Here is a 21092-nt window from a genome sequence, read left to right as displayed (position 1 = left end):
AGAATAGTTAAGAGTTGTTGTAGAAATTCAGCACAGCTGAATTTCTTCATTTACTATTCACTTTTAACTATTAATTATTAACTCCTAAAAGTTACTAGAAAGCGAGGGGCAATATGAAAGTAGTAATAGGTAATGCATGGCCTTATGCAAATGGATCATTACATGTTGGGAGATTATCTTCTTTAATGCCAGGTGATATTTTGGCAAGATACCATAGACTAATGGGTGATGAAGTTATTTTTGTATCTGGAAGTGACTGTAACGGTACTCCTATATTAATTAAGGCAAAGGAAGAGGGAACAACTCCAGAGGTAATATCTGAAAAGTATCATAAAGAATTTAAGGAATGTTTTGAGAAGTTAGGTTTTTCCTATGATTTATTTGGAAAGACTAGCTCAGAACATCATCATGAAACTGTTAAGAAGTTTATTTTAGAACTTTATAATAATAAATTTATCTATGAGAAATTAGTTACTCAATATTATTGTGAGGAATGTGGGGAATTTTTAATAGATAAGCTTATTGAAGGTACATGTCCACATTGTCATGGAGCAGCTAGGGGAGATCAATGTGAAGAGTGTGCAGAAATATTAGATCCAGAGGACCTTATAGATAAGAAGTGTAAAAACTGTGGCAAGGAACCAGAAGTTAAGGAGATTAAGCACTTATTTTTCTCTTTATCAAAGTTTGAAAATGATGTAAGAAGGATATGGATAAAGCAAGATGGTTGGAGAGATAATGCTATAAAGTTAACTAAGAGATATTTAGATGAAGGTCTTAGAGATAGGGCAGTAACTAGAAATATTTCTTGGGGAGTTGATGTTCCTTTAGAGGGATATGAGGATAAGAGGATATATGTTTGGATAGAGGCTGTTATGTCCTATATTACAGCTAGTATAAAGGTATGTGAAGAAAGAGGAGAGGATTGGAGAGAATACTGGGAAGATGAAGATTCGAGAGTATACTTTATCCATGGAAAAGATAATATTCCTTTCCACACTGTAATATTCCCTGCCTTATTAAGTGGAATAGGCATTAAAAATCCTAACTTAAGAATGATTTCTTCAGAATACATGAACCTTGAAGGTAAAAAGTTTTCAACTACTAAAAATTGGGCAGTATGGATGCCTTATATGATAGAAAATTATAACCCCGATGCTATAAGATATTATTTAACTATAAATGGGCCAGAGAAAAAAGATTCTGATTTTTCATGGAGGGGATTTATAAATTCAACTAATAATGATCTTCTCGGAAGTTTTGGGAATTTTGTCAACAGGTCTTTAGTATTTATCCACAAATACTTTGATGGAAGTCTACCTAATTGTGGATTAAATCCTAGATGGAAAAAAGATTTTTTTGATTTATATGTAGAGGTTGGAGATAAAATCGAGGCAGGAGAGTTTAAGGATGCCTTAGAGGATATATTTATATTCATCAAAAAAGTAAATAAGTTTTTTGATGATGAAAAACCGTGGATTACTGTAGAGAAAGATAAAAATAAGTGTATAGAAACTTTATACACCTGTGTTCAAATAATAGCTAATTTATCTAATCTACTTGAACCTTTTATTCCATACTCTTGTGATAAGATAAAGGGTTTTTTAGGAATTGAGGAGAGAACTTGGAGTTTTATTGAGATTAAAAATCCTAAAATAGGAGACTTAGAAATACTTTTTGAAAGAATTGATAAGAAAAAGGCTGTGGAAGAGGTTATAAAACTTAAAGAAGAAAAAATATAAAAAGAAAAGACCCTTGTTTATCTTAGTCAAAGGGGGACGAGATAACAACAAGGGCCTTTTACATGATGGTTTTTAGGGGTAAATAATAATGCTTTAACAACTTTACAAGATTAAGTATATAGAACCAATATGTCAGTTCTATGACAAAATACGAAACAAATTATAAACATTATTAAAAAGAAATTAATTAAGCATTATCTTTTATTTCTTCTAAATCTAAAATAATTATTTTAGATCTGTCATAATCAATTAATCCATCTTTCTTCATATTAATAAGCTCACGAGACAAGGATGGACGTTGAACCCCTAATTTATCAGCCCAATCTTTTTTAGACATATTTAGGTTTATCTCTAAGGACTTATCTTTTTTATATAATGATAAAATATAATTACATATCATCTGCCTTAAGGACTTCATACTTACTTGCTTAAGTTTGGAACTTAAAGCCATTGCTTTATTGGATAAGATTCTTAAAAAAATTACAAGAAACTCATGATTTTTTTGAAGCAAGGTCTCCACATAAGATTTATGTATATGTAAAACTGTGGATGAATTTTTACAAACAACTGACATGGGATAAAAGTGTCTATCTCCAAAAAGAAGATTTTCTCCAAAAACATTTCCCTTCTCTAAACTGGCAACTATTAATATATTGCCATCAGCATCAAGCTTTTGGATTTCTATAACACCGTCTAACACCACACTAAGATAATCACAAGATTCATCCTGCATAAATAAAATATCTCCAGCTGAATATGTTTTAGTTGAATTATTTTTAGCATTAAACAATTCAGAGGCTTCATCATCAGAAAAAGATTTAAATAACTTACACATTCTAATTCCTTCAAGAGCATGAGAATTATTCATAAAAAACACCGCCTTTAAATTATTATCCTTAATATTTATTGAAAAAGCAATATGGTAAATTTATAATGAGATTTAGTATAGACTACATATATTATCAGGAGGAGATAAAATGAATTTAGTAATAAGTATAGTAATAGGAGCAGTAATCGGATATATAACCAACTGGTTAGCTATAAAGATGCTTTTTAGACCATATACGGAAAAAAGAATTGGCAGGTTTAAATTACCCTTTACACCAGGACTTATACCAAAGGAAAGAGATAGAATAGCAAAAAGTGTTGGAGATACTGTTGGTCGTCATCTGGTAACTGGAGAAAATATGATGGAAGCTATGGAATCTCAAGAGATGAAAAGCTATTTACATGATATATTTATAAAAAAAGTTAAGACTGCAAGAGAATCTAATAAAAATATAAAAACATTAGGACAAGAATTATTAGAAGGAAAATATGAGACTTTTACATATTCTATAAAAGAAAAATCATCTACATATTTAATTGACAAAATTTCAAGCGAAGATATGATTGATAAAGTAACTAAAGAAATACAACTAGTATTAAAAGATATGCTCAAAAAAAGTCCTGTAGATGTTTTTAATAAACTTCCTATAAAAGATATATTAGATAAAACTTTGAAGTCTGAAGCTTTGAAAAATGATATAGGTACTGTATTAAACTATGGTATAGATAGTTTAGGACAAGAAGGTAAAACATTAAATGACGTAATACCAAAAGGATTTTTTCAAGGGATAGAAGTGTATACATATAATGAAAGAAATGAAATTTCTTTTTATTTAAGACGTTTATTAAGACAGGAAGAAGCTGCTAATAAAATAAAAGATATAATAGAGAAAAATGTTATTAGTAATATGAATCCTTTAGTTTCTATGTTTATGAGTACTGAGTCTCTTTATGCAAAATTTACTACTATAGTAGATGATTATTTAAATAAAGAAGAAAATAAACAAGAAATAGCTATGATGATTGGAAATATGATAAAAAACTTTGGCAACAAAGAAATAAGTTCTATGGTTCAAGGAATACCTCAGCACGCTAAAGATGAAATAATAAAAGATTTACAGAAAAAAATAGTAGATTTATTAAATGGAGAAGAGTTTACTAATAAAATAATAAACTTTACAAATGGAAAGTTAGAAAAATTCACTACTATAGATGAGTTATTAACCTTCTTTAATCCAGATTATGAATCTAAAATATCCATAGAAGTTAAAGGCGCAATTAAGGCTTTAGTAAATAGTGAATCCTTAAAGGAAAAAGTACAAGAAATTATAGATGAATTGGTGGTTTCTGTAGAAAATAAAAGATTAAAAGAAGTAATGCCAGAGGGTAATAATGAGAGCTTAGATGCCATATTTAACAAACTTCAAGAGTTAGCAGGAAATCTTTTAAAAAGCAGTGGAGGAGATTTTATAGAGAAGCTAAATATAGCTAAAATAGTTGAGAAGCAAATAATGTCTTTCCCTGTTGAATATGCAGAGGAATTGATTATAGAAATTGCCAATAAAGAACTTAAAGCTATTACTTGGCTGGGCGCTTTACTCGGTGGAATTATGGGGATTCTAGCCCCTGTATTATCAACCTTGTTTAAATAATATTACATTATGTGAATAAAATGTAAAAAATATGCAATAATTTATAGATAAGAGGTGGAAGTATTGGGTAACAAATATAACATAATAGATTCTCATGCTCATTATGATGATGAGTCTTTTAATGAGGATAGAGATGCAGTAATAAAACAGATACAAGAAAATGGAGTAACGGGAGTTTTGAATTGTGGTTCTTCTTATGAGGGGTTAGTTGGCTCCTATGAATTAGCCAATAAATATGAGTTTTTTTATGCGGCTTTAGGAATCCATCCATCTAACGCTAATGAGCTAACTGATGAGGTAATAGACTTCATAAGAGAGAAAAGCAAAAATCCTAAAGTTAAGGCCATAGGCGAAATAGGACTGGATTATTATTGGGAAGAAAATCCGCCTAGAGAGGTTCAAAAAAAGGTGTTCAGACAACAGATGAAGTTAGCTGAAGAACTGAATTTACCTGTAGTAATTCATGACAGAGATGCACATGGAGATACTTTAGATATACTAAAAGAATTTCCAAAGGTTACAGGGGTAGTACATTGTTTTTCTGGTAGTGTGGAATTTGCAAGAGAATGTTTAAAATTAGGATATTACATAGGTTTTACTGGAGTAGTAACCTTCAAAAATGCTAAAAAGATTCTTGAAGTAGCAAAAGATGTACCTTTAGATAGAATGTTAGTAGAAACGGATTGTCCATATATGGCACCAACACCTTATAGAGGAAAACGAAACAAATCAGACTATATAGAGTATATAATAGAAAAATTAGCAGAAATCAAGGAAATCGACCCTTTTGAGGCAAATAAGAAGATTAATGATAATATAATAAGGTTGTTTAATATGGTAAAATAAGGTAAAATAATTCTTGCAAGTTTATTTTGGTGGTTTACAACAAAGGATAGTTAAGAATTAGGATAAGAGTCAGAAAACATATTCCCAGTAGTGACTGTTAATGGATTAAAGCTATCATTCAATATAATTATAACTTATGCCAAGTGAGCATTTCGTAACAGTTACAAAAAATGCAGGAGATGTCAATTTGACAAGCTTTAATATTTTGTTTATAATGCAAAAGACACTCTTGCCAAAGGAGGGAATAAAATGGTAGAAAAATTCAAACAGCATTTTAAAAGAGTTTTTTCTAATGGTCCTAAGGCAAAAATCGTGTTGTGTTCAATAGTAACATCAGTGCTAATACTTACAATTTACAACATGAGAACGACAGTGATTGTTCGAATAGATAATGAAGAACAAAGAATAGTGACATACAAAGGGACTGTTAAAGGGGCGTTGCAAAGTAACGACATAACTCTAGGTGAAAAGGATAAGGTATCCCCTCAATTAGAAGATAGAATTAATGATGATGATATCATTTCAATTAAAAGAGCTGTGCCTATTGAGGTCTATGTAGATGGTGAGACCCTAGAGATACAAACTGCAGAGAGCAACATAGAGGATATGCTAGAAGCTGAAAACATCACTCTTAATGAGGATGACAAGTTAAGCATTTCAGCAGATACCCTAATAACAGAAGATTTAAAACTTAAAGTAACAAGAGTGGAAACAAAAGATATTGTTGAAACTCAGGCATTAGATTATCAAACTGTTGTTAAAAATGATGATAGTATGGATAAGGGGATGTCAAAAGTTGTTCAGGAGGGTACTCAAGGAGAAAAAGAAGTTACAGTAAAGGTGATATATGAAGATGGCGTAGAAGTTGAGAGAAAAGTTGTTGGTGAAAAGATAACTAAGGAACCTACTAGTAAAGTGGTTCATCAGGGAACTCTTAGCTACGTTGCTCTCTCCAGAGGTGGAGATTCCAAACTTTACTATAAACAAGCTCTTTCTGTTAAAGCGAGTGCTTATGCTGGTGATGGTATAACTGCAACAGGAACAGTGCCTAAGAGAAATCCATCTGGATTGAGTACTATAGCTGTTGACCCAAGGGTCATTCCTTTAGGAACAAAGGTCTATGTTGAAGGCTATGGTTACGCAGTTGCAGAGGATACAGGCGGTGCAATAAAGAATAACAAAATAGATATTTTTATGAATTCCACAAGAGAGTGTTATCAATGGGGAGTAAGAACAGTTAATCTTTATGTTGTAGCCTATCCAGGACAGTGGTAAAATAAGAAGGTGACTCAGATAATGAGTCATCTTTTTATCGTTTAGGGAAGAGTATTATTTAGATTACATATATGAGTATAATGTGAAAGGAAGAAAAGTTTGTGATAAAGGAAGTTATTGTAGTTGAGGGTAGAGATGATGTTACTGCTGTTAAGAAAGCAGTTGATTCAGAGGTAATACCTGTTGGCGGTTTTGGAATTAATAATAAAGTAATAAAAAGAATTAAAGAGGCTCAGAAAAGACAAGGGGTTATAGTATTAACTGATCCTGATTTTGCTGGAGAGCGTATAAGAAATATAATAGCTAAAAGAGTTCCAGGGATAAAACATGCTTATATAGGACGAGATGAAGGTACAAAAGACGGGGACATAGGGGTTGAAAATGCTACACCAGAGTCTATATTAAGAGCATTAAACAGGGCTAAGGCAACAGTTACAGAGAGAAGGGACTTTTTTAATGTAGAAGATATGCTCTTTTTTAAACTTACAGCAGATATAAAGTCTAAAGAGAGAAGACATCTTTTAGGAAAAGAATTAGGAGTAGGGTATGGTAACACAAATCAATTAATATCAAGGTTGAATAATTATGGAATATCTAGAGAAGAATTTATACATGCTGTAAAAAATGTAGAGAAAATCATGGAGAGTGAAGAATAATATTATGGATGTAAAAACACAGGAGTTAGTAAAAAAATATAATTTTAGGTTTTCTAAAAGTTTAGGTCAGAACTTTTTAATAGATGATAGCGTACTTGAAGATATAGTGGAAGGTGCAGAGGTATCTGAGGAGGACTTAGTAATAGAAATAGGTCCAGGGGTAGGGACGTTAACTAGAGAGCTCATTAAGAAGGCAAAGAGAGTAGTAGCTATAGAATTAGATTCAAATTTAATACCTATACTTACTGAGGAATTAGGAGATGAAGAGAAGTTTTCTCTAATACATAATGATGCGCTAAAAGTAAATTTTGATGAAATAATGGCTGGTGAGAAAAGCGTTAAACTAGTAGCAAACTTACCTTATTATGTTACTACACCTATTATAGCTAAGCTTTTAAATGAAGGTTATAAATTTAAGTCTCTTACTATAATGATTCAAAAAGAAGTTGCAGAAAGGATGAACTCTGAGCCAAACTGCAAGGAGTATGGTTCAATATCTGTTTTAGTTCAATATTTCTGCACAACCAAAATTATAAGAAAAGTAGCACCTTCAAGTTTTATGCCTAGACCTAAGGTTGATTCTATAGTTATAAGACTAGATAGATTAGAGCAACCTAGAGTAGAACTAAAAGACGAAAAACTATTTTTTGATATAGTTAGAAATTCTTTTAATATGAGAAGAAAAACCTTATGGAATGCTTTAAAATCTTTTGGATTAGATAAGGAAAGTATGGAAGGTGTCTTTAAAGATGCGGGTATAGATCAAAAGAGAAGAGGAGAAACCTTAAGCATAGAAGAGTTTGGTTCTTTGGCAAATTCTCTGTATGAAAAACTTAATAGATAATTATTTCAAAAAAAAGTGGCTTAGGCCACTTTTTTATTTCGTCTAAAGGAAATTCTTTTGAACATATTTTAACTATTTAATCATATAATGTAACGAATAAATATAAGTGGAGGGACCGTAGAGTTGGCGCATGGAAAATTATATAGAAACTTTATAATATTACAAGAGGATGAAAGGGGACACTCAACAGCTCAAGATAAACCTCTATCAGGCTATGCAAAGGTTGAGGCTAAAGACGATAAATGTAAAATATCTTTTTACGCACAGAATCTTAAAAAAGATGAACATAAACACTTCATGATGATAGTGAGTGCAAAAAAAGACATGAGACAGCTTATGAATTTAGGAGAAGTGAACATAACTGATATAGGAAAGGTAGATGGTTATAAGGAATTTAGCGTTAATAACATTGGAGGTATGGGACTAGGTTATGACAAAATATCAGGGGCAGCTATAGTAAAAAAAGTTGGGGATAAGTTAGAATTTTTAATAAGTGGCTTTATGAGTAATGAAATGCCAAAGGATGATTGGAAACAGTACCCTGTGGTTAATAGTGTTGATTTAGGTAAGTTTACAGGTTCAACCCTATATTCACAAATTACATCACCAACAGCTGCACAAGCTCCTACACAAACACCAGGAGCAATGCAATCACCAACTGCAATGCAATCACCAGGAGCAATGACAGAAGAAAATGGATTTATAAATGGAACAACACCTGAAGTCGGAAATGGTATTTATGAAACTCCATATGATGGTATGGGAGAGGCGCCTTTATATGAAGATGCAGTTCCTACCATGGGAGCAGGAACTACAATGAATGTTCCAGGAAGCACCATGGGAGGCCAAGGAGGAATGACAACTGGGCAAGTAGGTACTATGGGAAACCAAGGTGGTATGATGAATGGCACAGGAAATATGCAAAATCAGCCAATATATAGTACACCAGGAACTCAAGGTGGGAATATGTATAACACTACTTCACCACGAAATGTAGAAATTGATAATAAACCTTTATATGATAGTTCTTATACCACAATAGGAAGAAATATTGGAGGGGCTAAGCCGCCGATAGTTGAAGAGGATACTATTGAGGTAAGAAGTGAGTTTGACGAATATGAGAACAAGATAGTAGATGATTATAGTGAAGAAGACTTCAAGATTAGAGGATCTGTTGGAGAATTTTTTGAATCTTTGGCTGAAGACTTTGAACTTGATAGACACAAAAACAAAAAGAAGGATATAAAACATTGTAAATGGTATAAAGTACCTGTAGATAATCTAGATGAGATGTGTAATATAGCTGATTATAATAAGTATACAGTAATATACTATCCAATGATAAATTATTATCCTTACTTTAAAAAACATAAACATTATTGTATAGGCTATAAATGTAATGATAAAGGAAAGATGAAATATATAGTATATGGAATTCCAGGTAAAAAGGATAAGGGAGATCAACCATATGGAGGAAAGACAGGTTTTGTAACATGGATGGAAGATGAAACCCTAGGAGATGGAATGGGTTATTGGTTAATGTTCTATGATTTCAGAAACTCTGTTATTGTAATACCAGCAGAAAGATAAGATACGATCCTAGAAGTATGTATTTATTTCTAGGATCATAATTTATTTATAAATCTTTAATCATAGATTTATGTTAAAGAGAGTATAAATAAATTATTAAGGATTATCTAGGAGGTTTTTATGAATAGAAAGCAGTTAGGCGTTACTATAGTACTTATATGTTTAATGGGGCTATTGTTTGTAGGACAAAGGATATTCAATGAAAGATTTCAGTCGATTTCATTAATGAATAATAATATAACAGATTTCACAGAGTATACAGACAAGGATAAGGAAATTTCTTTTAAGTTACCTAGTCAATGGGAAAACAGTGATAGAAGCTTACCAGGGAATTATATAACATATTATAAGAGTTTTTCTGACAGTTCTTTAGGTATTACAGGATATGTGCAGTTAATAAACTATAAGGGGGATGAAAAAGCTCTTATAGAAAAAGATAAGGAATATATAGAAGGGGAGATCGGGAACTATAGTTTAGATAGTTATCAAAGTAAAAACTATAAGGGTTATAAGGCTTCTTTTATAGTTACGGGTGAAAATAAAAGAGAGGCATTTTATGATGTATATTATCTAAAGATAAAAGGTGAAAAATTAGTTAAGCTTAGCTTTATGGTAGATGGCAAGTATTACAAAACTAATTATCAAGATATTTTTAAGGTTTTGGTGGATTCAGTGAAATAAATTTGATATAAAAAGTATTAAGTATTATAATTTATTTATGATAAGGGGAAGCTTAGCTTCTCCTTATTTAGAATTATGTTTATTGTTACGATTAACATAATTAAATAAGTTAAGAGGGAGAAAGTTTAGGTATGGGAAAGTCTATCACGAAGTTTAGTTTGTTAATGTTAGCAATATTAACCCTATTTACGGGGTGTTCTATAGTAGATAAAGGGAAACTTAAATTAGGGCTTAAAAATGAGGACTTCGAGTATATAAAAAATGATGAGGTTGATAAAATAGTAATACAAAGTACTAGGGATAAGGGTTTTAGATTCGTAGTAACAGATGATAAAACTATTAAGGATGTATATAATCTACTTTCTTCTGCAAAAGCGATGAGTGAAAAGGTGGACCTTGAATCAGATTACATTTTTGAAATATATGTAGGTGAAGAGGTAAAAAAGTTTAACTATGTAGTAGGGGTAGACGAAAAATCTAAAGGGAATTTTTATGATGAGAATAAAGTATATTATGTTTCTAGTAGAATCGATAATGACATAATTCAAAATCTATCTTTTGTAAGAAAACCAAGAGATTTTAGCACCATATATTATGGAAGCATATTGAAAGTTCTTGAAGAGAAGAAGAGTTATTTAAATGATGGCAACAAAAAAATAGGTATAGATATATTGGGAGATGTAGAGTGTACTAAATACATATTATCTAGGGATATAGAGTCCTTTAATAGCGATATGGCTAAGATAACTAATAATGTTAAAATAATAAATGGGAATAAACAGGATTTTGATGTGATAATAACCGTTAGAAATCAAGGGTATACATCAAAAAAATTCAAAACTAACATAACTATTGAAAATAAGAATGACCATAGCTATGAGATTTATTATGTTTGGGGAGATTATGACCTTAAAGCATGGAGCATTCAAACAAGCACTACAAAACCGAAAGATTGGTAGTATATAGACTAAGGAGGAGTTTTTTTATGTCAAGTTGTTCAAGTTGTGCAAGCAAGGATAGTTGCAATACAAAAGACAAAGGATGTGGAACAAATACAGTGAGTATGAAAGTATTACCTAAATATGGAGAAGTAAAGAATATTATTGGAGTGATAAGTGGTAAAGGTGGAGTAGGTAAATCTACAGTTACAGGACTTATAGCAACTCAGTTAGCCAATAGAGGATATAAGGTTGGTGTTTTAGATGGAGATATAACAGGACCATCTATGCCAAGATTTTTTGGTATAAATGATAAAAGAGCAGAGATGATTCCGTTAGATAATAATTCAAACTTTAAGTTTAAGCCTGTAGAGAGTAAGTTAGGTATAAAGGTTATATCTATGAATTTACTTACCCCAGTAGAAGATCAACCAGTTATTTGGAGGGGGCCTGTTATAACGGGAGTATTAAACCAAATGTATACTGATACAGAGTGGGGAGATTTAGATTATCTACTTATAGATATGCCTCCAGGAACAGGGGATATAGCATTAACTGTAATGCAAAGTTTCCCATTAAAAGAACTTATAATCGTATCTACGCCTCAGGATATGGTTTCTATGATAGTTAAGAAGGTAGTTATTATGGCACAAAAGATGGGAATTAGTATAAGGGGAGTAGTAGAGAATATGTCTTATATTAATTGTGATAGTTGTGATCATAAAATAAAAATATTTAGCAAAAAATCTGCTGAAGAACATGCAGAATATTTAGGTTTACCACTTTTAGCTGAGCTTCCTATTAATTTAGATTTAACAGAGGCATTAGAGAATGGTACAGCTGAAGAGTACGTTAAGGAAGATCCACTTTATACATCAGCATTCCAAGGATTATATTAAAATTATTGAATAATATTTCCTTTATGATGACATACTAATTTTGTTAGTAATATCACAGGAGGGAAAAATATGAATGCTATAGTAGATAAGGATACTTGTATAGGTTGTGGATTATGTCCATCAATTTGTCCAGAAGTTTTTGATATGGAGGATGATGGAAAGGCAGGAGTTATCTCAGATCCAGTTCCAGAAGGTGCGGAAGATAGCGCAAAAGAAGCTGAAGAAAGTTGTCCAGTTAATGCAATTAGCATAGAATAATAAAAAAGCAACCGTAAGGTTGCTTTTTTGCTATTCTAAGCTAGGTAGTTTTTGTTAGTTGCTTTTACTATTCTGTCTATAGGTAAAAATTTTATTATAACTAAACATATAATACCTTCTACCCCTACTAGTAGTCCATTTACAAAAAGTGAATAGACTATTGGAGACATTCCCTCTGGAGCAAAGCTTCCAAAGAAAGCAACGCCAGATATAAAGTGACATATAAACCTGCCAAATATGGCGACAGAGGTTCCGAGTAGCTTATTTTGCTTAAAGAATCCAGCTAGTCCTAGGGCTAAAAATGGAAGTGGATAGTCAAATAGGACTTGTACAGGATGTAGGATATATGGATCCATAAACAAGGTTATTATTCCATATAAGAAACCAGTCAAAAATCCTACTAAAGGACCATACATAAAGGCTATTATTAATATTGGAACCATACTTCCTAAGGTTACGCTACCTCCTTGAGGGAAGTGATAAAGCCTAAATACCTTAAGTACAGTTGCAAGAGCCAAGGCTATTCCAATCCTTGTTATCAATTGTGTAGTTATTTCGATTTTTTTAGCCTTCATAAGTACTATCAAAATAATTACACACCCTATAAGTGCAACTAAAGATAGCGGATGTTTAACTATCTCGCTAGTATTTGCTGGTAGATTAATAAAAATTTCTGCCAAGCTTTGAAAAAATTCTGTAAATACATCTTTAACATAAGTTAAAGCATCAGATAAATAATTCATAAAAACCTCCTTCTTTTTGTGCTTAAAGCGAAGAAGCAAAAAACCGCAACCAAATAAGGTTGCGGCATATTATACTTTAGATACTATCGCTTCCCTACGCTGGTATTAACCAGATCAGGTAAAAGGGTTAATGCAGGACATCTCTCAGCCATTAAGGCACCCCTAGCACATGTTATTTTATTATATGCTTATAATATACTAGAAATTAGAAAAAATCAACTAACTTATCATTACTTATTTTATTTTGAGATACAGTACTTTCCTCTATGCCGTAAATGGTTGATGGATCTAGGTTAACTTCAGAACCAACTCTGCTTCCGTAAGGAAGATGAGAAATTGATACATTAACGCTTGTGCCATCTTCAAGTAAAATTGCAGCATCATTGGAACTCATATCAATAATTTTACATTTCATAATAAAAGCCTCCTAAAATAAGAATATACATTTAATATTCTTTATCTTAGGAGACTTTTATATACATTTAATATAAATCTGAGTAAATTATTTTAAATACTTTTAAAGCTTCTTGAATTTTGGGCTTAAGCAATTCTTTTCTTTCTAAAAACTCTGACTCGCCTAAAGGGGTAAGGGTATATATCTTTTGAAATTTCTTTTTTGGATCATCCCATTTACCCTCTATAAGACCTTCTTTTTCGAACTTTTTTAATATTGGATATATTCCTCCGGTTGATGGAACCCATAAACCTTTTGTTTTGTCACCAATCTTATGAGATATATCATTTCCGTTAGAAGGAGATTCGCTTAAGATGTATAGTACATAGATAGGTAAAAGGCCTTTAGTAAAAACTTGCCCAACAGCATTATTTTCTTTATGCACTTTTTTTAATTCAGCTAGCTTTTGTTTATACTCATTATAGAGCCGTTTTTCTTCTGCTCTAATATCTTCTTTAGTATTAAAGCTTGAATTTTTCATTAAATTATTCCTTTTCCAAAGTTATTCCTATAAGACAAGGTCTGATAGTTGAAAGTTTTATATATGTAAGATACGTTTTCTGCAATTCTTTTTTAATAATATTATATAGATATTCTAGGGAAATGTCTAACCTATATAGAAAATCTTTATATTTATAAGCTCTTATAAATGTAAAAGTTATTCATAAATTCTGGATTAATAATTGTTAAAAATTGTGGAATTTTTTATAGTAAACTAAATAAACTCCTAATAATTAAGGAGTTTATGATAAAAAATTATTCAATTGGGATAGTGACATCGTTAGAAATTATATGCCATATAGTATTACCTTTTGAAAGAGGAATTTCTGTATTGTTTGAATCTAAAAGCATAGTTTTAGAAGAATCTTTCCTCCAAGTACCCTTTACTATTTTTCCTTTAGAAAGTACATAAGCTTCACCTGAGCCATCTAATTTTATATTTAAGCGACCATCTTCCCTAGTTACTATATTAGTTTTTTGTATCACTATATTAGTAAATTTTAAAGCTTGATTTGTATTTGTATCTATAGCTTCTGTTCCATCCATTGATTTTACATAGTAGCCATCTTTAAAAACATAAGATGTGGAATAGTATTTATTTAATTTCAAAATTATCCTATCAAGTGGGTCTAAAAGGGAGTTATCCCAATATTCGTTGCTAAAAACAAGACTATTATTTGGAGTGTAGGATAATTTTTTATCGTTTATATATTTTAAGAGTTTTTCTGAGGAGGTATATAAATTGTGAGGTGCTTTTCTCTTGTTGTCTCTACTGAAATAAGAGCCTTGAGCCATTTCGTTTATGCTCATATAGGTGGAGTCTTTAGCTATGGTATCTAGTGCTTCTTGACTTCCTCCACAATGAGCAAATGGGAGATTAATATCTTTTGCAATAGAAATAAAATAAGGTCGTGCACTTCTTACTGGTCCTATTTTTTCGACAGAATTTTTATGGAATAGGGCTATGAATCTAGGGATTCCCCCTTCTGCCATGGTTTCGTATATTATATCAGCGCCACTTAATCCACTTTGGGGTCTTGAGGAAGATGAATTTTCTACGATAACCATATAGGGTTTATTATTTAAAACTTGTTCTGATACTTCTTCACCTGTATATGGAGAGTAGTATTTTTGCTCAGCAACTACAGGGTCAGTAGAAGTATTTTCTTCTTCAACTTTTTTAGGTGATGAATTGGAACACGCTGTAAGTGGAATAATGACTATTAATATTAGTGGTAACAATTTTTTAATCATAGTACTCTCCTTATAACAATGCATTTACATAATCTATATTACAATAATATTGTAATTATATTTATTTATGCATAGGTAGAGTGGGGATTTTAATTTTATAGGATACTTTTCGAGTATGTGTAGTGTGGTATAAAAGAAAAATGTTTCATATTTTGCTAGCATTTACTCTCATAATTTTAAAATGTCAATGTGTGAAAAACTATAAAAAAACTTAAAAAAGAGAGTAAATAGAATATAGTAAATGCTATAACCTAAAAAGGGTAAATTTTAAAATTGTAAATAAATTTTTCCTAATATATAATAAACCAGGTACAAGATATAGTGTAACGGGGGTATAAAGAATGCTAGATGTTGTGAAAAGAGACGGTAGAGAAGTGAAATTCAATACTGAGAAGATATCTAATGCGATTAAGAGAGCGGCTGAAGAACTAGGAAGCCCATTAAGGGAAGGTCAAGTTATAGATCTTATTCAAAAGGTTATAACTTACATAGAAATGTCACAACAAGAAAAGGTAACTGTTGAAGAAATACAAAATCTTGTGGAAAGAGCACTAAAGGATAGTGGACTTCAAGATATAGCAAGTATTTATTCAACTTATAGAAATGAAAGAACTAAAGTTAGAGAAATAAAATCAGATTTAATGAATGCTATAAAAAGAATAGGAATAGAAACTGATAGAGATAATGCTAATGTTGGTAATAACTTTTCCTCTAAGCTTCTTAGGATTGCTTCAGAATCTAACAAGTGGCATAATCTTTCAAACATGCCTAAGCATTTAGCTAAGGCTCATGAAAATGGAGATGTTTATTATCATGATTTAGATTCATATAATTTAACTACAAACTGTCTTCATATTCCTACAAGGGAAATGCTTGAAAATGGTTTCAACACTGGGTATGGAACTATTAATAAACCAAGAAGAATAGAGACAGCTGCAGAACTTTCATGTATATTATTACAATCAACTCAAAATGATATGTTTGGAGGCCAATCACATCCAGACTTTGATAACGATATGTCTATTTTTGTCGACCCTACAAGACAAGAAATTAAAGAAGAGCTGATGGGATATGGTTTAGAAGGGGATAAGTTAGCAGAGGTTACTGAGGAGAAACTTAAGGAAAGAGTACATCAAGCTATGCAAGGTGTTGTATATAACTTAAATACAATGCATTCAAGAGCTGGTTCACAAGTACCTTTCTCATCAATAAACTTAGGAATACCTGTTAATCATGATGCAGCATTAGTTTGTGAAATCTTCTTATTAGAATATGAAAAAGGATTAGGTAAGGGAGAACAACCTATATTCCCTAATATAATATTTAGAGTTAAAGAAGGCGTAAATAGGGAGAAAAATGATCCTTATCACTATTTATATGAAGTAGCTTGTAGAGTTGCAGCTAAGAGAATGAATCCTACTTTTATGAATATAGATGCAGACTTTAATAAAGAATATTATGATAAAGGACATATGCCTGCTACTATGGGATGTAGAACTTATCTAATGAAGAATGTAAATGGAGAACCAGGTTGTAAAGGAAGAGGAAATATAGCACCTACTACAATTAATCTTCCTAGAATAGGAATTCTTGCTAAAGGTGATGTAGATAAATTCTTTGAAATATTCGATGCACGTATGGAGTTAGCTAAGGAATCTCTTCTTCATAGATATAATGTATTAAAACACCTAAAGGTTAAAGATCTACCTTTTGTAGCTGGTCAAAACCTAATGAAAGGTGCAGAAGGATTAGCACCAGATGATTCTATAGAACCTATACTAAAACAAGGAACTTGGGGAATTGGATTTATAGGTTTAGCTGAAACACTTATAGCATTAACAGGGAAACATCATGGAGAAAGTGAAGAAGCTAGAGAGCTTGGAGTTAAAATAATAACTCACTTAAGAGAAACTGTAGATAGATATTGTGAAGAATATAAATTAAACTGGAGTGCTTATGCAACACCTGCTGAGGGACTAAGTGGTAAATTTATAAAACAAGATCAAAAAGTATTTGGTAAGATAAAGGGTGTTACAGATAAGGATTATTATACTAACAGTTATCATGTACCTGTTTATCATCCTATTTCTATAAAATCTAAAATAGATATAGAAGCTCCATACCATAAGCTTTGTAATGGGGGACATATAAGTTATCTTGAAGTTGATGATTGTCCGACTGGAGAAGCTATTATGGATATACTTGATTATGCTTATAAAAACACTAATATAAGTTATCTAGGAATTAACTTTCATATAAGATATTGTAAGAGCTGTGGAACTTATCTTCATAGTAATGAGGGAGCATGTACTAAATGTGGTTCAACTGATATTCAAGGAGTATCTAGAGTTACAGGTTACTTGAGCCTAGATGAAAGATTTGGTCCTGGAAAATATGATGAAAGAGAAGACAGAATAACCCATACAGAAAAACATAACAAGAACTATCATCGAGTATAGTGGATTTAAAAGGCTAAATGTACATTTATGTAGATTTAGCCTTTTGTTATTATAATAAGTTAAGTATATTATTATAAAAAAATTAAAATTCGTGCACATAAAAATTCTAATGGCTGAAAGAAATAAATGAAAACTTGCAAAAAAAATGAAGTTGTTTATTATTAAAAAACTATAAACAATGCTTGAAAACGTTGAAAACAAAGGCTTTGGGGCGAAAATAAAAAATCTTGTTATTGATTATTAGTTATGATAGAATTGAATATAATGAAAGAAAAAGTATATTTATTGCATTTGGAAAACTGGAAATTACATTATTTACAAATTTGGGGTTTAGTAATTATTTAAAAGAGGGGGATTAAAATGCCTATTAAAGATCCAAGGACAGGAAAAGAGATTATTGTTGTTGACACTACATTACGTGATGGAGAGCAAACAGCAGGAGTGGTTTTTTCTAATCATGAAAAGATAGCTATTGCCGATTTATTAGATGAAATCGGAGTAGATCAGTTAGAAGTAGGAATTCCTACTATGGGTGGAGATGAAAAAGCTGCCATAAAGAAAATAGCACAAAGAGGCTTAAAAGCTTCTATTATGGCTTGGAATAGAGCTGTTGTATCAGATATAGAGCAATCTATTGATTGTGGAGCTGATGCAGTAGCAATTTCTATCTCCGTTTCTGATATTCATATTGAGCATAAGCTTAAAACCTCTAGAGAATGGGTTTTAGAAAGTATGCTTAAATCTGTAGAATATGCAAAGAAAAATGGTGTATATGTATCCGTAAATGGAGAAGATGCTTCAAGAGCTGACAGAGACTTTTTGGTTCAATTTATAACTGAGGCTAAAAAGGCGGGAGCAGATAGATTTAGATATTGTGATACTGTAGGAATAATGGAGCCATTTAAAATAAATAATGTAATAAAAGACTTAAGAGAAACTACAAACTTTGATATAGAAATGCATACTCACAATGACTTTGGTATGGCAACTGCTAATGCTATTGCAGGAATTCTTGGAGGCGCTACTCATGTAGGGGTTACTGTTAATGGACTTGGGGAAAGGGCTGGTAATGCTGCATTAGAAGAAGTATTTATGGCACTTAAACATGTTTATGGATATGAATTAGATGTAGATACTAAGAGATTTAGAGAGCTTTCAGAGTATGTATCAAGAGCTTCAGGAAGAGAACTTCCATCATGGAAGGCTATAGTTGGTACTAATATGTTTGCTCATGAATCAGGAATACATGCAGATGGAGCGATAAAGAATCCTAAGAACTATGAAGCTTTTTCACCAGATGAAGTAGGTCTTGCAAGACAATTAGTAATAGGTAAACATTCAGGTAGAGCTAGTATATTAAAGAAGTTTGAAGAGTATGGTGAAGAGCTTGACAATAAAGCTGCTGATTGGCTTTTAGAAAAGGTAAGAGAAACTTCTGTTAATCTTAAGAGAAGTCTTTTTGATAAGGAGTTAGTTCAGCTTTATAGAGAATACAAAAAAGTCGTAAAATAGCAATAAGCAAGGAGGAATTAAAATGGGGGACAATTTAGTTTATAAAATCCTAAAATCTCATTTAGTAGAAGGAAATTTAGTAGTAGGTGAACCGATAGGTCTTAAAATAGATCAAACATTAACTCAAGACTCAACAGGAACTATGGCATATCTTCAATTAGAAGCTATGGGTATTGATAAGGTAAAAACTAAAAGAAGCGTTGCTTTTATAGATCATAATATGCTTCAACAAGGTTTTGAAAATGCAGATGATCATGCATTTATACAAACAGTAGCTTCAAAATATGGAGTTCATTTCTCAAAACCTGGTAATGGTATATGTCATCAAGTATTTTTAGAGAGATTTTCAACACCAGGAGAAACTCTAACAGGTTCAGATTCTCATACACCAACAGCAGGTGGAGTAGGGATGCTTGCTATGGGGGCTGGTGGATTAGATGTAGCTTTAGCTATGGGTGGCGGAGCTTATTATATAAACACTCCTAAAGTATGTAAGATAAATTTAGTAGGAAAGAGAAACCCAATGGTTGCAGCTAAAGATATCATATTAGAAGTACTTAGAAAACTTACTGTAAAAGGTGGAGTTGGAAGAGTATTTGAATATGCTGGAGAAGGCGTTAAAAACTTATCTGTTCCAGAAAGAGCAACTATAACTAATATGGGAGCTGAACTTGGAGCAACAACCTCTATATTCCCAAGTGATGAGAGAACTTTAGAGTATTTCAAAGCTCAAGGAAGAGAAGAAGATTGGATAGAATTTAAACCAGACGAGGATGCAGTTTATGATGAAGAAGTAACTATTAATTTAGATGAACTTAAGCCACTTGCAGCTAAACCTCATTCACCAGATAATGTTGAAGAAGTTGAAACTATAGGGAAAATAAAAGTAGACCAAGTAGCTATAGGAAGCTGTACAAACTCTTCTTATGAAGATTTAATGAAAGTAGCTAAGATTCTTAAGGGTAAAAAAGTTCATCCAGAAGTCAGTTTAGTAATAGCTCCAGGTTCAAGACAAGTTATGGAGATGCTTGCTAGAAATGGTGCTTTAGGAGATATAATAAGTGCAGGAGCTAGAATTCTTGAAAATTCTTGTGGACCATGTATAGGTATGGGGCAAGCGCCAGGAACTAATGGGGTTTCTTTAAGAACCTTTAACAGAAACTTCTATGGAAGAAGTGGAACCTTAACAGCAAAAGTATATCTAGTATCACCTGAAACAGCTGCTGTATCAGCTATAGAAGGATATTTAACAGATCCTTCAACTTATGATGTAGATATAAATGTAGAATTACCAGAAAGATTTTTAATAGATGACAGCATGATAATACCACCAGCAGAGGATGGAAGTAAGGTTGAGATTTTAAGAGGACCTAATATTAAACCATTCCCAGTTAATAAACCACTAGGAGAAGCTTTAGAAGGAAAGGCTATATTAAAGGTTGAAGATAATATCACAACTGATCATATTATGCCATCAAACTCTAAACTGCTTCCATATAGATCTAATATTCCATATTTAGCAGACTACTGCTTTAATACAGTAGATGAAAACTTCCCTAAATATGCGAAAGAAAACAATGGTGGATTTATAGTAGGTGGAAGTAACTATGGTCAAGGTTCTTCTAGAGAACATGCTGCGTTAGCGCCACTTTATCTAGGGGTAAAAGGAGTTTTAGTTAAGAGTTTTGCTAGAATTCATAAAGCTAACTTAATAAATAACGGAATAGTTCCTATGACTTTTATTAATGAAGAGGATTATGATAAAATAAACCACTTTGATGAATTTGTTATACAAAATGTTAAAGAAGGATTAAAATCCGGAGTACTAGAGATCACTAATAAAACTGGAGATTATAGCTTTAAAGTTAATGTAGAGTTAACTCCAAAGGAAATAGAAGTAATTGAAGCAGGCGGAAGACTTAACTACGTAAAAATGAGTTCATAGAAGTGGGGGATAAAT

The 21092-nt window shown here is 31.7% G+C and carries 19 protein-coding genes and 1 riboswitch; of the genes, 14 read left to right on the top strand and 5 right to left on the bottom strand.

Annotation, left to right across the window (positions count from 1 at the left end):
- The first annotated feature begins 113 nt into the window (after window positions 1-113).
- Entirely contained in the window at window positions 114-1742 is a 1629-nt protein-coding gene (metG, locus tag L1S49_RS06965) for a methionine--tRNA ligase (RefSeq protein WP_238903253.1), read from the top strand.
- Window positions 1743-1929: 187 nt separating this feature from the next.
- On the opposite strand, the gene L1S49_RS06960 is transcribed toward metG, so the two are convergent.
- Complete coding sequence (locus L1S49_RS06960) at window positions 1930-2610, bottom strand: Crp/Fnr family transcriptional regulator (RefSeq protein WP_238903252.1); 681 nt, start codon at window positions 2608-2610, stop codon at window positions 1930-1932.
- 109 nt (window positions 2611-2719) lie between these two features.
- Here L1S49_RS06960 and L1S49_RS06955 point away from each other — a divergent pair, with 109 nt between their 5' ends.
- From L1S49_RS06955 to L1S49_RS06910, 10 genes are all read left to right on the top strand, one after another.
- Window positions 2720-4222 carry a DUF445 domain-containing protein gene (locus tag L1S49_RS06955; RefSeq protein WP_238903251.1) on the top strand — a complete coding sequence of 501 codons (1503 nt, stop codon included), beginning with the start codon at window positions 2720-2722 and terminating at the stop codon, window positions 4220-4222.
- Window positions 4223-4285: 63 nt separating this feature from the next.
- On the top strand, window positions 4286-5068 hold the full coding sequence (locus tag L1S49_RS06950; protein ID WP_238903250.1) for a TatD family hydrolase: 783 nt from the start codon (window positions 4286-4288) through the stop codon (window positions 5066-5068).
- 249 nt (window positions 5069-5317) lie between these two features.
- Window positions 5318-6343, top strand: coding sequence for a ubiquitin-like domain-containing protein (locus L1S49_RS06945; RefSeq protein ID WP_073020517.1), 1026 nt, complete (start codon window positions 5318-5320; stop codon window positions 6341-6343).
- 101 nt (window positions 6344-6444) lie between these two features.
- Window positions 6445-6999: a ribonuclease M5 gene (gene rnmV, locus L1S49_RS06940; protein ID WP_021804367.1), complete on the top strand. Its 555-nt coding sequence runs from the start codon at window positions 6445-6447 to the stop codon at window positions 6997-6999.
- A gap of 4 nt (window positions 7000-7003) precedes the next feature.
- Window positions 7004-7843: a 16S rRNA (adenine(1518)-N(6)/adenine(1519)-N(6))-dimethyltransferase RsmA gene (gene rsmA, locus L1S49_RS06935; RefSeq protein WP_238903249.1), complete on the top strand. Its 840-nt coding sequence runs from the start codon at window positions 7004-7006 to the stop codon at window positions 7841-7843.
- 123 nt (window positions 7844-7966) lie between these two features.
- The gene (locus L1S49_RS06930; protein WP_238903248.1) at window positions 7967-9433 is read left to right on the top strand and encodes a hypothetical protein; all 1467 of its coding nucleotides are present in this window, start codon (window positions 7967-7969) and stop codon (window positions 9431-9433) included.
- Window positions 9434-9553: 120 nt separating this feature from the next.
- Window positions 9554-10114, top strand: a complete 561-nt coding sequence (locus tag L1S49_RS06925) for a hypothetical protein (protein ID WP_238903247.1) — start codon at window positions 9554-9556, stop codon at window positions 10112-10114.
- A 131-nt stretch (window positions 10115-10245) separates the two neighbouring features.
- Window positions 10246-11073 carry a hypothetical protein gene (locus tag L1S49_RS06920; protein WP_238903246.1) on the top strand — a complete coding sequence of 276 codons (828 nt, stop codon included), beginning with the start codon at window positions 10246-10248 and terminating at the stop codon, window positions 11071-11073.
- Between the two features lie 26 nt (window positions 11074-11099).
- Window positions 11100-11951 (top strand): Mrp/NBP35 family ATP-binding protein, encoded by an 852-nt coding sequence (locus L1S49_RS06915; RefSeq protein ID WP_181601672.1) that lies wholly within the window; start codon window positions 11100-11102, stop codon window positions 11949-11951.
- Between the two features lie 69 nt (window positions 11952-12020).
- Window positions 12021-12209, top strand: coding sequence for a ferredoxin (locus L1S49_RS06910; protein ID WP_073020505.1), 189 nt, complete (start codon window positions 12021-12023; stop codon window positions 12207-12209).
- A gap of 35 nt (window positions 12210-12244) precedes the next feature.
- Here L1S49_RS06910 and thiT read toward each other — a convergent pair whose 3' ends face one another.
- The 4 genes from thiT to L1S49_RS06890 form a co-directional block, all read right to left on the bottom strand.
- The gene (gene thiT, locus L1S49_RS06905) at window positions 12245-12952 is read right to left on the bottom strand and encodes an energy-coupled thiamine transporter ThiT (RefSeq protein WP_238903245.1); all 708 of its coding nucleotides are present in this window, start codon (window positions 12950-12952) and stop codon (window positions 12245-12247) included.
- Between the two features lie 74 nt (window positions 12953-13026).
- A riboswitch (TPP riboswitch) is annotated at window positions 13027-13126 on the bottom strand.
- A gap of 31 nt (window positions 13127-13157) precedes the next feature.
- The gene (locus L1S49_RS06900) at window positions 13158-13367 is read right to left on the bottom strand and encodes a hypothetical protein (RefSeq protein ID WP_238903244.1); all 210 of its coding nucleotides are present in this window, start codon (window positions 13365-13367) and stop codon (window positions 13158-13160) included.
- 67 nt (window positions 13368-13434) lie between these two features.
- Entirely contained in the window at window positions 13435-13887 is a 453-nt protein-coding gene (locus L1S49_RS06895; protein ID WP_238903243.1) for a PadR family transcriptional regulator, read from the bottom strand.
- 275 nt (window positions 13888-14162) lie between these two features.
- Window positions 14163-15161 (bottom strand): DUF3048 domain-containing protein, encoded by a 999-nt coding sequence (locus L1S49_RS06890; RefSeq protein ID WP_238903242.1) that lies wholly within the window; start codon window positions 15159-15161, stop codon window positions 14163-14165.
- A gap of 341 nt (window positions 15162-15502) precedes the next feature.
- On the opposite strand from L1S49_RS06890, the gene L1S49_RS06885 reads away from it, so the two are divergent.
- From L1S49_RS06885 to L1S49_RS06875, 3 genes are all read left to right on the top strand, one after another.
- Window positions 15503-17620 (top strand): anaerobic ribonucleoside triphosphate reductase, encoded by a 2118-nt coding sequence (locus L1S49_RS06885; RefSeq protein WP_238903241.1) that lies wholly within the window; start codon window positions 15503-15505, stop codon window positions 17618-17620.
- A gap of 360 nt (window positions 17621-17980) precedes the next feature.
- Window positions 17981-19132, top strand: a complete 1152-nt coding sequence (gene nifV / locus L1S49_RS06880; RefSeq protein WP_238903240.1) for a homocitrate synthase — start codon at window positions 17981-17983, stop codon at window positions 19130-19132.
- 22 nt (window positions 19133-19154) lie between these two features.
- Window positions 19155-21077, top strand: coding sequence for an aconitate hydratase (locus L1S49_RS06875; RefSeq protein WP_238903239.1), 1923 nt, complete (start codon window positions 19155-19157; stop codon window positions 21075-21077).
- The last annotated feature ends 15 nt before the right edge of the window (window positions 21078-21092 follow it).

Origin of the sequence: Clostridium sp. YIM B02506, from assembly GCF_022324845.1 — a bacterium.
Classification (GTDB): Bacteria; Bacillota; Clostridia; order Clostridiales; family Clostridiaceae; genus Clostridium_T; species Clostridium_T intestinale.
The sequence above is the reverse complement of the archived record's forward strand: the minus strand, read 5'-3'. Positions and strand labels throughout refer to the sequence as shown.

Coding starts and splice junctions, on each gene's coding strand:
- thiT (WP_238903245.1), bottom strand. CDS start 12,952: ATGAATTATTTATCTGATGCTTTAACTTATGTTAAAGATGTATTTACA.
- metG (WP_238903253.1), top strand. CDS start 114: ATGAAAGTAGTAATAGGTAATGCATGGCCTTATGCAAATGGATCATTA.
- L1S49_RS06910 (WP_073020505.1), top strand. CDS start 12,021: ATGAATGCTATAGTAGATAAGGATACTTGTATAGGTTGTGGATTATGT.
- L1S49_RS06925 (WP_238903247.1), top strand. CDS start 9,554: ATGAATAGAAAGCAGTTAGGCGTTACTATAGTACTTATATGTTTAATG.
- nifV (WP_238903240.1), top strand. CDS start 17,981: ATGCCTATTAAAGATCCAAGGACAGGAAAAGAGATTATTGTTGTTGAC.
- L1S49_RS06895 (WP_238903243.1), bottom strand. CDS start 13,887: ATGAAAAATTCAAGCTTTAATACTAAAGAAGATATTAGAGCAGAAGAA.
- L1S49_RS06945 (WP_073020517.1), top strand. CDS start 5,318: ATGGTAGAAAAATTCAAACAGCATTTTAAAAGAGTTTTTTCTAATGGT.
- L1S49_RS06920 (WP_238903246.1), top strand. CDS start 10,246: ATGGGAAAGTCTATCACGAAGTTTAGTTTGTTAATGTTAGCAATATTA.
- L1S49_RS06915 (WP_181601672.1), top strand. CDS start 11,100: ATGTCAAGTTGTTCAAGTTGTGCAAGCAAGGATAGTTGCAATACAAAA.
- rsmA (WP_238903249.1), top strand. CDS start 7,004: ATGGATGTAAAAACACAGGAGTTAGTAAAAAAATATAATTTTAGGTTT.
- L1S49_RS06890 (WP_238903242.1), bottom strand. CDS start 15,161: ATGATTAAAAAATTGTTACCACTAATATTAATAGTCATTATTCCACTT.
- L1S49_RS06960 (WP_238903252.1), bottom strand. CDS start 2,610: ATGAATAATTCTCATGCTCTTGAAGGAATTAGAATGTGTAAGTTATTT.
- L1S49_RS06900 (WP_238903244.1), bottom strand. CDS start 13,367: ATGAAATGTAAAATTATTGATATGAGTTCCAATGATGCTGCAATTTTA.
- L1S49_RS06955 (WP_238903251.1), top strand. CDS start 2,720: ATGAATTTAGTAATAAGTATAGTAATAGGAGCAGTAATCGGATATATA.
- L1S49_RS06885 (WP_238903241.1), top strand. CDS start 15,503: ATGCTAGATGTTGTGAAAAGAGACGGTAGAGAAGTGAAATTCAATACT.
- L1S49_RS06875 (WP_238903239.1), top strand. CDS start 19,155: ATGGGGGACAATTTAGTTTATAAAATCCTAAAATCTCATTTAGTAGAA.